Annotated in this window: 11 protein-coding genes; 3 read left to right on the forward strand and 8 right to left on the reverse strand. The window is 45.1% G+C overall.

The window, feature by feature from the left end; all coding sequences use genetic code 11:
- Position 1: 1 nt before the first annotated feature.
- Complete coding sequence (locus NJD71_RS05925) at positions 2–721, reverse strand: putative quorum-sensing-regulated virulence factor (RefSeq protein WP_319051023.1); 720 nt, start codon at positions 719–721, stop codon at positions 2–4.
- 196 nt (positions 722–917) lie between these two features.
- Between NJD71_RS05925 and NJD71_RS05930 the strand changes: the two genes are divergently transcribed.
- Positions 918–1508 (forward strand): M23 family metallopeptidase, encoded by a 591-nt coding sequence (locus tag NJD71_RS05930; protein ID WP_319051024.1) that lies wholly within the window; start codon positions 918–920, stop codon positions 1506–1508.
- 216 nt (positions 1509–1724) lie between these two features.
- On the opposite strand, the gene phoR is transcribed toward NJD71_RS05930, so the two are convergent.
- The 3 genes from phoR to dtd form a co-directional block, all read right to left on the reverse strand.
- Positions 1725–2834 (reverse strand): phosphate regulon sensor histidine kinase PhoR, encoded by a 1110-nt coding sequence (gene phoR / locus NJD71_RS05935; protein ID WP_319051025.1) that lies wholly within the window; start codon positions 2832–2834, stop codon positions 1725–1727.
- 58 nt (positions 2835–2892) lie between these two features.
- The gene (phoB, locus tag NJD71_RS05940; protein WP_319051026.1) at positions 2893–3597 is read right to left on the reverse strand and encodes a phosphate regulon transcriptional regulator PhoB; all 705 of its coding nucleotides are present in this window, start codon (positions 3595–3597) and stop codon (positions 2893–2895) included.
- Between the two features lie 112 nt (positions 3598–3709).
- A complete protein-coding gene (dtd, locus tag NJD71_RS05945) occupies positions 3710–4162 on the reverse strand; it encodes a D-aminoacyl-tRNA deacylase (protein WP_319051027.1) in 453 nt (150 codons plus the stop codon).
- A gap of 114 nt (positions 4163–4276) precedes the next feature.
- Here dtd and asd point away from each other — a divergent pair, with 114 nt between their 5' ends.
- Positions 4277–5113, forward strand: a complete 837-nt coding sequence (asd, locus tag NJD71_RS05950; RefSeq protein WP_319051028.1) for an archaetidylserine decarboxylase — start codon at positions 4277–4279, stop codon at positions 5111–5113.
- 93 nt (positions 5114–5206) lie between these two features.
- Here the strand turns inward: asd and NJD71_RS05955 are convergent, their stop codons facing one another.
- The 4 genes from NJD71_RS05955 to fadB form a co-directional block, all read right to left on the reverse strand.
- Positions 5207–5836, reverse strand: coding sequence for an HD domain-containing protein (locus NJD71_RS05955; RefSeq protein ID WP_319051029.1), 630 nt, complete (start codon positions 5834–5836; stop codon positions 5207–5209).
- A 235-nt stretch (positions 5837–6071) separates the two neighbouring features.
- Positions 6072–6647 (reverse strand): isochorismatase family protein, encoded by a 576-nt coding sequence (locus NJD71_RS05960; protein WP_319051030.1) that lies wholly within the window; start codon positions 6645–6647, stop codon positions 6072–6074.
- A 285-nt stretch (positions 6648–6932) separates the two neighbouring features.
- Positions 6933–8105, reverse strand: a complete 1173-nt coding sequence (gene fadA, locus NJD71_RS05965; protein ID WP_319051031.1) for an acetyl-CoA C-acyltransferase FadA — start codon at positions 8103–8105, stop codon at positions 6933–6935.
- Positions 8106–8319: 214 nt separating this feature from the next.
- Positions 8320–10479: a fatty acid oxidation complex subunit alpha FadB gene (gene fadB / locus NJD71_RS05970; protein WP_319051032.1), complete on the reverse strand. Its 2160-nt coding sequence runs from the start codon at positions 10477–10479 to the stop codon at positions 8320–8322.
- 796 nt (positions 10480–11275) lie between these two features.
- Between fadB and NJD71_RS05975 the strand changes: the two genes are divergently transcribed.
- On the forward strand, positions 11276–12346 hold the full coding sequence (locus NJD71_RS05975) for a polyprenyl synthetase family protein (protein ID WP_319051033.1): 1071 nt from the start codon (positions 11276–11278) through the stop codon (positions 12344–12346).
- The last annotated feature ends 62 nt before the right edge of the window (positions 12347–12408 follow it).

Below are 12408 nucleotides of genomic sequence, written 5' to 3' on the forward strand. Positions count from 1 at the left end.
ATTATTCACCTTCTTGAGTTTTCTCTGCTTCAATACGCTTCTTTAGGGCGGAGTATAGCGACGGCTGCATATTATGAATATTGCCTATCATCCATTTTACATAGCTGATAGGTACCTCTTTGATTGGTTTGCCTTTATGCTTACCAAACGGCATCTTACTCACAGGAGTCGCTTTGTTGGAAATCGCATGTGCCGCTGCAAAATCTGTCGGGGCAATCTCTAGTCGCTCACAGCATGCTTGATAAAGCAGATAGCACATTCGTGCGTCACCTAACGCGTCATGAGCGGCAATCGTCATGGCACTCGCCTCGCTCTTGCCCAATAACTGCTCAATGCACTTGGACTGACCATACGCGCGCCATTCTGGAAAAGCGGCGCGCGCCAGTCTCACGGTACAGATGAGCTTAGCAGAGGGACTACCAATCACTCGCCAATCAAAGCGTACGTTATGTCCGATCAAATACTCTGGTAGCTCAAATTGATCTAATTCAAAGCGCTCAAGACCAGCGACATCAGCATCCGTAATACCATGCACCTTGATGACCACAGGCGATATCGAACGACCACTGTTGAAGTATTTCATCCACTCATATCCAGTTGTCACATTGATCGTCGCCACTTGAATCGGCCTCGGATCACGGCCTTGATCGGTTTCAGTATCGATGACCAGCGCCGTCTCAGCCATAGTAGAGATATCAGCCGTGTTAAAAGCATCATTCATAAGAAGTTAACCATCCATAGCACCGTCATCGCTCAACAACAGTGTTAAGTAGATAACGTTATATTTGCTGTGCTTGTGTTTAATGACACCTGTATTTATGGGGATAAAATCCATAGATAACAATGCTATACACACCTTTGTATACAGGGCTTTTATAATAAAGTCTTATACCGTATAAAACAAATAAGAGACCTCAATGCTAGCAGATGAAAAAAACAAACAACCCAAGCCTTCTATTTTTGGGCGCGTGTTGAGCGTACTGATTAGAGCAGTGGTATTGCTGGGGCTGTTATTTGTGTTTGATAAGCTGCTGCCCGATATCAGCCAACAGACCCAATCATTTGTGGTCGCCAAATGGCAACAGATGAGTCTGCTGCAGCAAGAACTGCCGACAGAAGATAGCCTACCCAGCCCACTACCAGGGCAAAACCTAACAGATACGTGGGGCGCAGCACGCAGTCAAGGGCGCTCACATGAAGGTATCGATATCTTTGCAGAACGAGGAACACCCATACAGTCAACCACGCAGGGTATCGTGAGCAAAGTTGGCGAAAATACTTTAGGTGGGCTCGTGGTCGTCGTAGTAGGACCGGGCGGTGCAGGACATTATTATGCTCATCTAGAGGACTATGCTGATATCTCTCCCAATGATTGGGTCAATAAAGGTGATACTATTGGCTACGTGGGTGATAGTGGCAATGCAAAAGGGACACCGCCACATGTACATTATGGTATTTATATTAATGGCAGTGCTGTGAACCCCTATCCACTTTTACAAAAGAATTAAGCATAATGTATAAAAAGCTCTAATAACATGTATCAAGAGAGGTGCTAGGGCCTGTCCCTATTTTAAAAATGGTGATAAAAATGAAATAAATCGCAGGCTAACAAGGAAAATAGTGCAGGCAATACCGAGATATTGACCAGCTATTTGACGCCGTTTGCCAAAGATTTAGCCATTTTTAGCCCATTTAGTGATAAGCGTTTGAATTAGGGACACGCCCTAGTTTGCGGTGACTGTACGCACATAAGTGGCTGGAAATACCACACTAAATGTCGAACCCTCACCCTCTATTGATTCAATCTGTAGCTGCGCTTCGTGTTGATGCAGTACGTGTTTTACGATAGCTAATCCTAGACCTGTACCACCTGTGGCACGGCTGCGACCTTTATCAACACGGTAGAAGCGCTCCGTCAAACGAACAATATGCTCTGGTGCAATACCCAATCCGTCGTCTTCGACTGCAAATCGGCATCCATTTGATGTTCGCGTCCAACTGATAGTAATATTGCCACCTTTTGGTGTGTATTTTATCGCGTTGATCACCAGATTGGACAATGCACTGTTTAAGTACATCTCTGACCCATATAGCCCATCATAGGTGTCTATATGCAGATGAATGATATGCTTATAGGCTTGGTTATAGGCTTGCGCATCATCATAGATATTGGTAAGTAGCTTGGTCATATCTATAGCATTGACTTCGTGCGTCTCTTCGATCTCAATTCTAGATAGTAGTAGTAAGTCATTTACGATTCTATTCATACGCGCGGTTTGCTGAGTCATGAGCTCAAAACCACGGCGCCAATGGGGCGGCATATCTGGCTGATCCGTGAAGTTTTCTAAGTAACCTGTCATGACGGTCAATGGTGTGCGTAGCTCATGAGAGACGTTTGCCACAAAGTCTTGGCGCATCTGCTCTAGGTGCTTTAAGCGCGTCACATCATAAATAAATAGGAGTTTTTCATCACCAAAAGACGTGAGCTCAAATTTTAGGTAGCGGCTAGGGTCGCGCCATGACTCTATGTGGATGCCGTCATTGGGTAGCGTGGTGTCCTCATAATATTGGTGGAACTCTGGTATGGTAATAAAATCAAAGACACTCTTCCCTTTATCATCTGGCTGCAAAGACAATAGATCCTGCGCCGCCTGATTCCACCATCCTAAGCAATCATTCTCATCGATTAAAATCACCGCGTCTCGTAGTGCTCGCAGTGCGCTTCTGATTTTTTGTAGCTGCTCTGCTTCATGCTGGGCAGAGGTGTTTTCTGGGGTATCTTGCTGATGGCTGTTACGAGTTTTTTTGTGTTGTGCTGGCACTGTCTTGTCCATTTCTTATCCTTACCACTATCCGCTATTTTAGTATTCCAGCGACCTTATGTATGCAAGACTAGCTTGGCTCAATAAGACTAGAGAATCGATAGCCTGTACCGCGTACCGTCTGTATCAATGTATCACAGTCATGAGGACGCAAGAGTTTACGCAGACGCTTGATATGTACATCGATGGTACGATCTTCGATGTATACGTTGCCGCCCCAAACCTGATCGAGGAGCTGCGTTCGTGTATAAGCGCGCTCTGGATGACTCATAAAAAACGCCAATAGACGATACTCTGTCGGACCCACATCGATGACTTTTCCGGCGGCGGTCACACGCTGGCTTTTGGTATCTAGACTCAACTGACCGATTTCAATAGGCTTGTCACTACTCATCGCACTACTACGGCGCAATACCGCTTTGATTCTAGAGATCAACTCACGGGTTGAAAAAGGCTTGGTCATGTAGTCATCTGCACCCGCGTCGAGCCCATAAACCTTGCTGTCCTCTTCACTTTTCGCTGTCAACATAATGACTGGTATCTCAGAGAGCAGCTCATCGTTTTTTAGCATACGGCAAAAATCAACGCCGCTTTTGTCTCCCGGTAGCATCCAATCTAACAAGATCAGCGACGGTCTATGATCGACCACTTGCTGGTGCGCCTCTGAGACGTCAGCGGCTTGCAGGCTCTCAAATCCAGCCATTTCTAGCGTCATCACAACCATTTCACGAATCGCAGGTTCATCTTCAACAATCAAAATTTGCTCGTTATACATATGACATTCTCAGTGTTAGAGGGCAAAATTTAGCATGTAAAAAGGCGATAAATACTCACCAGTCTTTATCTATTAAACGGATTAATTATGACAGCTTGATGACACTCTAGTGTCAGATCTCCAGTAGAAAATTTAGGGGTCCGTCATTGACACTATCGACTTGCATGTCAGCGCCAAACTGACCAGTGGCGACGTTTGGGTACTGTGTTTTTGCATAGTCTATAAGTTGCTCAAACAGTATTTGAGCCGCATCAGGTGCCATTGCACTACCAAAATCAGGACGGCGACCTTTGTCTGTTTTTGCCATCAAGGTGAACTGCGACACCAATAACAAACCACCGCCTGCCTGCTGGACATCTTTATCTAGTTTACCAAATTTTGTAGGATCTTCATCATTTTCAAAAATACGATACGTGAGAATTTTATCAATCATTCGCTGAGCCGTACTCAGACTATCCTCGTGTCCCAAACCAATATAAGCCAGTATTCCATGATCTATTTTGCCAACACAATGCTCATCGATAGTCACACTAGCCCGCCTGACTCGTTGTATAAGTGCCTTCATTTACTCATTCCTTAACAGATTATGCTCAGACAATAATGGGCTGTCCATGATAAAATACGGTCATTAACTTGCACATGCAATAATGACATCATCTCTTATTTTGGTAGCCGTATTATGAATGTATTTACCACCTTACAACAGCTGGTACCACAGCAGCAGCTCAGTAAAGTCGCTGGACGTTTGGCCGCCAGCCGCCATCCTTATGTTAAACGTACCTTTATTCGTAGTTTTGCAAAAGCCTATAACATCAGCCTAGACGAGTATGAGCGCCAGAGTCTCAACGCATACGAGAGCTTTAATGATTTTTTCACTCGTGAATTAAAAGAAGACGCTCGTACCATCGATACCACTGACAACGGTATCGTCAGCCCTGCTGATGGTATTATCTCTCAGCTCGGACAAATCCAAGATCATAAGTTATTGCAAGCCAAGGGTCGTCACTATGATGTCGGACAGCTGCTGGCTGATAGCGAAGATGGCAGTTACTTTGCGGATGGCAGTTTTGCGACGATCTACCTAGCACCTAGCAACTATCACCGTGTCCATGTGCCGTTTACAGGTACGTTGACCAAGACTCGCTACGTACCTGGCACGTTGTTTTCGGTTAATAACACTACGGCCGCTAACGTACCAGATTTATTTGCTCGTAATGAGCGTCTGGTCTGCATGTTCGATACCAAGTACGGCAAAGCAGCCGTTGTCATGGTAGGCGCTATGATCGTCGCTGGTATCGAAACCGTCGCGACAGGCAAAATCACTCGTACTGACGACATCCAAGAAGCTGATCATGACATGCCGTTTGCCGCAGGGGATGAACTTGGACGTTTTTATTTAGGCTCAACGGCTATCGTGGTACTACCAAAAGCAGCAAAAGCTGACTGGTTGGATAGCATGCAAGCCAACAGCGTCGTGCAAATGGGTCAACTGTTGGGAATGGCAAATACTCAATAATACGACCGTATAAAAACGCTCAAAATATTAGCCCATTTAGGTATGTTAATGCATACTTAACTGGGCTTTTTTATGACTGTCACTCATATAGAGTTATGCATCGACCAGCCATCCTTGCTGGGTTGCATAGTCGATATTTTTGGTAAGCCAATCATGAATGGGTGGAAAGCTGTCTTTGATAAAAGCAAGGGCATAAGCTACCTGCGAACGTGTTACCTGAGCTTCGACCCACGTTTTCCCCTCAGTATTAAGATTGAGTAAAAACGGCAATAAGCGGTCAACCACTCTGAGCAACTGGCTTTCTTTGCTGCTACCCGTTTCTTGCGCCTCCCAAACCTCACTTAACGCTGCGATACCATTGCCACGCTCTGCTTGTAGTCGAGCAATACCAGCACGCTCTTCAACGTGCGCATCGCTACGGCTATTTGCGAATAAAAACGTATCGCCAGCGTCAATCTCACCCAAATCATGTACCAGTGCCATCTTTAGCAGTCGCTCATGATTGACATCCAATTCAAACGCTTCAGCAATTGACCAACACGCCATAGCCAAGTGCCAAGAGTGCTCGGCAGAGTTTTCGCGGCGAGTGGTTTTTGTCACATAGCTACGGCGATTGATACGCTTGAGGGCATCTAGCTCTAGTAAAAAATGAGTGACATCGTCCATATCGATGTTTGAGGCAACAGCTGGACTGGTTAATGGTGTAAGGCTTACTTGTGACATTGGCTTTCTCTGGTTTTATCTATTTATTGGTTTTTGACGTTTATCATGTTTAATGCTTATGGCTTTTTATATCGATATATCTTGGTGATTGAGAGAATATTATCGAAAAAATAGCGCTTATCTTACTAAGCGCTATTTGTTGCAAGATGCAAGATGTAAGATGTAAGATGTAAGATGTAAGATGCAAGATGCAAGATAAGAAGTCAAATAAACAACGCTCTTACTCGTCAATCATCTACTTAATCAAATTAATAATGGTTTTGAACGCAGGGTCTTCACTACTGCGACACAGCTCAAACAGAATAGACTCAACGGTACTGATCACGCCTCCCGCACGGCGTATACGTCGAATGGCTTGTTTTTTGTCATAAGGAAAGCGAGAGCCAACCGCATCGCCAATGATGACAGGTTGCATGCCGTTGTCTAATAAATCTAATGCTGTCTGCATAATACAGACATGCGCTTCAGCACCAAATAGCAGCACGGTACTACGGTTCTGCTGTGCCAAATGATGCCACGTGTCATTGTTATCACAAGCGCTAAAGGTAACTTTCTCGAAGCTCTTGGCATTATCTCCTTCAAGCACCTCGCGTAACTCTGGTAAGGTATCGCCCAGCCCTTTTTTGTATTGTTCGTTCAGCATAATTGGGATATTGAGTGCTTGCAGACCCTTAATGAGAGTAACTGTTTTTTTGACGATGTTTTCGTGGTCATAGATATGCGGTGTTAGGCGCTCTTGCACATCAATAATCATCGCTTGGGTGTTCTCGCGAGCGATTCGATAGGTGCGATCATTAATCATAGTAGACATAGTACACTCCTTGTACGGCTGACATTTATTATCAAAAGCTATTTTAGAATGATCATTATTAGAGTTGTCATCAATAACATCTTAGCTCAGCTCACTCTTATTTAGTCACAGTTTTTTGGATGCGTCAATGAAGATAACTTGCAAACGTACTGCAAGTTTTGTTTTTGAGCATGTGGCTCGTTTATTTATGCCATAAAAAACCCCCAGTCATCATGACTGGGGGTTTTATTTACAAGCAAATAGCTGGTTTAGTGTGTTTAGATAATCTTGTCTATATAGATAAGATTAAACGCGCTCAATAACAGTAGCAATACCTTGGCCAAGACCGATACACATCGTCGCTAGACCGATTTCAGTATCTGATTGCTCCATTGCGTTTAGCAAGGTTACTGTGATACGAGCACCTGAACATCCTAGTGGATGACCTAGAGCGATTGCACCACCGTTGATGTTGACGATGTCTTGCTTATCAGTTAGGTTCAGTCCTTTCAATACAGACAGACCCTGAGCTGCAAATGCTTCGTTTAGCTCGATGGTTTGCATGTCATCGATGCTCATGCCAGCACGTTTTAGTGCTTTGTTGGTAGCAGGTACAGGGCCATAGCCCATGATGGCCGCATCACAACCAGCAACGGCCATACTACGAATACGGGCACGTGGCTTTAGACCTAGATCTTTGGCTTTTTGTGCACTCATGACTAGCATGGCTGATGCACCATCAGACAAGGCAGATGAGGTTGCTGCTGTAACCGTACCGCCTTTTGGATCAAACGCTGGGCGTAGGTTGCGCATTTGCTCCATTGTCGCATCTGGACGAATCACTTCATCCACAGTACATAATTGCAAGCGACCAGCCGCATCATGACCTTCGATGCCGATGATTTCATTGTCAAAACGACCTTCAGTGGTCGCAGCCCATGCACGGCGATGTGACTCAAGACCAAAAGCGTCTTGCTCTTCACGCGTAATGTTATTCATGCGGCCTAACATCTCAGCGGTCAAGCCCATCATGTTTGAGGCTTTTGCATAGTGCTTAGAAGCAGCTGGGTTCAAATCAACACCGTGCATCATACCGACGTGGCCCATGTGCTCAACGCCACCGATGATGAATACATCGCCTTGGTTGGTCATGATTTGCGCAGCAGCGGTATGAAGCGCTTGCATAGAAGAGCCGCACAGACGGTTGACCGTTTGGCCACCAGCAGTTTTTGGGATACCAGCTAGTAGACCGATGTTACGACCGATGTTTAGACCTTGCTCTAGTGTCTGGTTCACACAGCCCCAGATAATATCTTCAATATCATTGGTATCAAAGTCATTACGTTCTACTAAGGCACGTACCAATTCAGCTGAAATAGTATCAGCACGTACATGGCGGAACATACCATTTTTGGTTTTGCCCATTGCCGAGCGTACGCCATCTACGATGACCACATCTTTTGGACTTAAAGTTGTCATACTATCTTCCTTTTCAATTTTTATTGTCAGTGTAGGCAGTTCACTTCAGCGCTATGATTTGCTGGTCTTGCACAAAGTACAGAAAGCAATCTATTAGATCTGAACTGAAATAAATCTGCTAAAACAGTACGTCTGCAATCAAAGAGTATTAATAAATCCATTGTTATCTCTCTTTTGCCAGACGTACCACACTTATCCTAATACGGTATGTTCATTAATTGACTGAGTAAAAAGTCTCGCCAGCTGCTGCCATATCGCGAATCTTTTGCGGCGCTTCATAGGCTTTACCAAGGTACGCATATTTTTCACACAGCGCCAAATAGTTATCTAGACCCATTTGGTCAACATAACGGCAAGGACCACCGCGGAATGGTGGGAAACCGACACCCATGATCATTGCCATGTCGGCCTCGGCAGGCGTGCTTACGATGTTGTCTTCTAGGCAGCGAACCGTTTCGTTGCAGAACGCAATCATAGTACGGTCGATGATCGCTTGATCATCAAATTCTTGCTTGTCGCTGTCAGTCGTGGTTTTGAGTAACTCGTAAGTAGCTTCGTCAGCAACTTTCTTTGGCTTACCGCGCTTATCAGTTTCATACTTGTAGAAACCAACGCCGTTTTTCTGACCTAGACGCTCGTTCTCATATAGATGCTGAATGGCACCTTTGTAGTCAGGCTTCATACGATCAGGGAAACCGTCCGCCATTACTGCTGCGCCATGTACACCTGTGTCTAGACCGACAACGTCGATTAGGTATGCAGGACCCATTGGCCAGCCGAATTTTTCCATGACTTTATCGACATGAGCAAAATCAGCACCTTGCTTGAGTAGTAAGTCAAACGCGCCAAAGTATGGGAACAAGACACGGTTCACAAGGAAACCTGGGCAGTCATTGACTACAACAGGGACTTTACCCATTTTAGAGGCTAGTGCAACGGTAGTCGCCACGGCTTCTTCAGATGATTTCTCACCGCGGATAACTTCTACCAGTGGCATACGATGTACTGGGTTAAAGAAATGCATACCCACGAAGTTTTCTGGACGCTCAAGCGCTTCTGCTAGATAAGTAATAGAGATCGTCGAGGTGTTTGACGCTAGGATGCAATCGTCTTTTACCAGGCCTTCTACTTCTTTTAGTACCGCACGTTTTACGTTTGGATTTTCTACGACCGCTTCGATTACGATATCAGTCTCAGAAAAGTCGCCATAGTTCAAAGTAGGACGAATACGGCTCAACGTTTCACCCATTTTCGCTGGGGTCATTTTCTTACGTTCAACCATTTTGCCAAGCAGTTTGCTGGCTTCGCCCATACCAAGGTCTAATTGCTCAGACTTGATGTCTTTCATGATGATTGGCAAGCCTTTGCTGGCTGCTTGATACGCGATACCGCCGCCCATGATGCCAGCGCCTAGTACGGCTGCTTCATTGATTTCATGTGCTTGTTTGCTGTGTTGTTTCGCTAGCTTTTTAACCAATTGGTCATTTAAGAATAGACCAACCAAGCTCTCTGCTTGTGGGGTTTTAGCCGCTTTAGCAAAACCAGCCGCTTCTACTTCGATTGCCTTGTCACGCGGTAGATTGACGTGCTTCTCAATCGCTTCGATTGCTAACGCTGGTGCTGGGTACTGCTTAGGATTGGCTTTAGCAAAAATAGCACCTTTGGCACTGTTAAATGCCATGGCTTGCTCAAGCTGGTTTAGCTTAACTGGGACCAGTTTTTCTTCACGTTTTGCTTTCCAATCAAGCTCACCTGAGATACATTTTTTGACTAGGTCAATTGCAGCATCTTGTAAGTCATCAGCAGGTACGGTTGCATCAACTAAGCCAAGTTTAAGAGCAGCAAGTGGTTTTTTCGGGCTACCAGTAGCGATAAGCTCAAGCGCATTGTCGATACCGATCACACGTGTACTACGAACTGTACCACCAAATCCTGGGAAAATACCAAGTTGAGTTTCTGGTAGACCGATGATTGCTTTGTCGCTCATGACGCGGTATTCACAGACCAATGTCATCTCACAACCACCGCCCATCGCAGCGCCATTGATGGCAGCAACTTTCGGGAATGGTAGGTCTTCAAAACGGTTGAAAGCGTCATTGACATGAACGACCCAATCTTTGATCTCGCTTTCTGATTTTTTGAAAGAACCGACAAATTCTGTGATATCAGCACCAGCGATAAACACGCCTTTGGCTGAAGTTACAATAAGACCTTTTACGTCGTCAGCTTTTTCTAACGCGCTAACGGCTTCACCAAACTGCTTGTTGGTCTCAGCATCAAACTTGTTCACGCTCTCATTTTCGGCGTTGTACTGCATGTTGGCGATGCCATCCTCTAGCATTGTCACCGTGATGCGATTTCCTTGGTATACCATTTGAAACTCCTTTCTATATAACGAAAGCTACGTTTTGAATTAAATAAATAGCCAGTTATTGTTAGTAAAATGGGTAATAGCACTCCACGCATGCTACGTCTTAGAGATAAACACATAGCTTACGCACGAGTGAAGATGTCTTTATTATCCAGCGCTCATGATGGGATACTTGTGTTGACGCTTGTACCTCACCACACGGCGCTTCATTTATATGTTACAACCACTGATATTAAAATACTGACTGAGACATGCTCCAATACAGATGATCGACCACACTGAGCAAAACTCAATACGGTCACTATCGGACCATTTTCACGTCAATTAGTGTAGGGGATTATGCCCCTAACTGTCACAAGCTAATACCATACTCGCAAGTCACTCTTAAATCACCCGTAGGCATTTACCTTATGCGCAAAGTGTTTTAGTGAATGACTGTATACTGAGTGACTATTTTGATATTAATTTATCTGGCTTGCCTATGCTGTCTACCACCACAAGGATGATAAACCGTTGCTGTGCTCAACAAATATGACTTACTTAGATTGTACCTTTATCAAAGCATATTCAACCAGTGAGTGACACCATCCATACGTAACAAAATCTTGTCGCTGTATTTCAGCTTAGCGCAGTTTGCTTTAGGGTATACACTCACTGTGAAAGTCGCGATAAAAAATGCAAAAAACAATCAATTGATACGGTGTCTCACAAAAGCCGTATGACCTATCATGCTACACTAATACTGTTTTTACCTTATCTCTGATAAGTCTCTACTGTACTCCTAATAAATGGTTGGATTATGACTGTTTCCCTTACTTCTGGCACTACTTCTTCTGATATCACCTCTTTTGACTTTATTTCTTTTCAAAGCACTGAGCAGTTTCATGGTGCTGTGCGCGAACAATTGGCGCAAGACATCGAGGTATTGTTTGCTTATGCCAAGCTTCCTAGTCCACTGGTCGATGCTTGCCGTTATGTGATGACTGGACAAGGCAAACTGGTAAGACCACTCATGGTTGCCAGCGCTTTTGCCAGTATCAACAGCAGTAAGAGTAATCGTGAAGACGAGCGCAATGATGTCGATATGCTCAACGCTGATCTGGACTCATTACTCGAGAACGACTCAGACTATGATATGTCGCGCCGTGCTGCACTGGCTGTGGAGCTACTGCATACCTACTCGCTAGTACATGATGATCTGCCCTGTATGGATGATGATGAGCTACGCCGCGGCCAACCAACGGCTCATATCGCCTTTGATGAAGCGACGGCTCTGCTGGCAGGAGATGTGCTGCAGACGCTAGCATTTGAAGTACTCACTGCAGAGCTGCCAACCTTTGCGCCATTCAATGCGGACATTGCAAGCCAGCTATTGGCAATTTTTGCTCCGCGCGCACGGCGCATGGTGTCGGGTCAAATGCTAGATCTTAATGCCGAAGCCAGTACCAGTATCGCGCAGGACGATTTAGAAGCCATTCACCGCGACAAGACAGGGGCGTTGATCGAGGCAGCTATGCTTATGGGCGGCGTTTGTGCTGGTGCAACAGCCCCGCAGCGCATGGCACTGCAAGAGTGCGCACAACACATCGGGCTTGCCTTTCAAGTCCAAGATGATGTGTTGGACGTCACCATGACGACAGACACACTTGGCAAACCAGCGGGGAGCGATGAAAAGCTGGACAAGTCTACCTATGTAAAACTGATGGGTGCCGATAATGCGACCAGCTACGCGCAATCGCTGTTTAATGACGGACGCACAGCCATTTCTCATGAACTACATAGTCATGAGCTTAGCGACAAAGACAATATTGGCAAAAACAATGATGCTCTCTTGGCGTTGATTGAATGGCTCTGGTCGCGTAAGAAATAGTTTATCAAATGATCAGTGATCAAGAAGATCTTCGCAAATTTTATTACCTTAAACGGCAGTGA

This window comes from Psychrobacter sp. PP-21, assembly GCF_033790785.1.
In the GTDB taxonomy this organism is placed as follows: Bacteria; Pseudomonadota; Gammaproteobacteria; order Pseudomonadales; family Moraxellaceae; genus Psychrobacter.

What these genes read in the sequence shown, in the direction of transcription:
- NJD71_RS05925 (WP_319051023.1), bottom strand. Translation starts at nt 721, where the DNA reads ATGAATGATGCTTTTAACACGGCTGATATCTCTACTATGGCTGAGACG.
- NJD71_RS05930 (WP_319051024.1), top strand. Translation starts at nt 918, where the DNA reads ATGCTAGCAGATGAAAAAAACAAACAACCCAAGCCTTCTATTTTTGGG.
- phoR (WP_319051025.1), bottom strand. Translation starts at nt 2,834, where the DNA reads ATGGACAAGACAGTGCCAGCACAACACAAAAAAACTCGTAACAGCCAT.
- phoB (WP_319051026.1), bottom strand. Translation starts at nt 3,597, where the DNA reads ATGTATAACGAGCAAATTTTGATTGTTGAAGATGAACCTGCGATTCGT.
- dtd (WP_319051027.1), bottom strand. Translation starts at nt 4,162, where the DNA reads ATGAAGGCACTTATACAACGAGTCAGGCGGGCTAGTGTGACTATCGAT.
- asd (WP_319051028.1), top strand. Translation starts at nt 4,277, where the DNA reads ATGAATGTATTTACCACCTTACAACAGCTGGTACCACAGCAGCAGCTC.
- NJD71_RS05955 (WP_319051029.1), bottom strand. Translation starts at nt 5,836, where the DNA reads ATGTCACAAGTAAGCCTTACACCATTAACCAGTCCAGCTGTTGCCTCA.
- NJD71_RS05960 (WP_319051030.1), bottom strand. Translation starts at nt 6,647, where the DNA reads ATGTCTACTATGATTAATGATCGCACCTATCGAATCGCTCGCGAGAAC.
- fadA (WP_319051031.1), bottom strand. Translation starts at nt 8,105, where the DNA reads ATGACAACTTTAAGTCCAAAAGATGTGGTCATCGTAGATGGCGTACGC.
- fadB (WP_319051032.1), bottom strand. Translation starts at nt 10,479, where the DNA reads ATGGTATACCAAGGAAATCGCATCACGGTGACAATGCTAGAGGATGGC.
- NJD71_RS05975 (WP_319051033.1), top strand. Translation starts at nt 11,276, where the DNA reads ATGACTGTTTCCCTTACTTCTGGCACTACTTCTTCTGATATCACCTCT.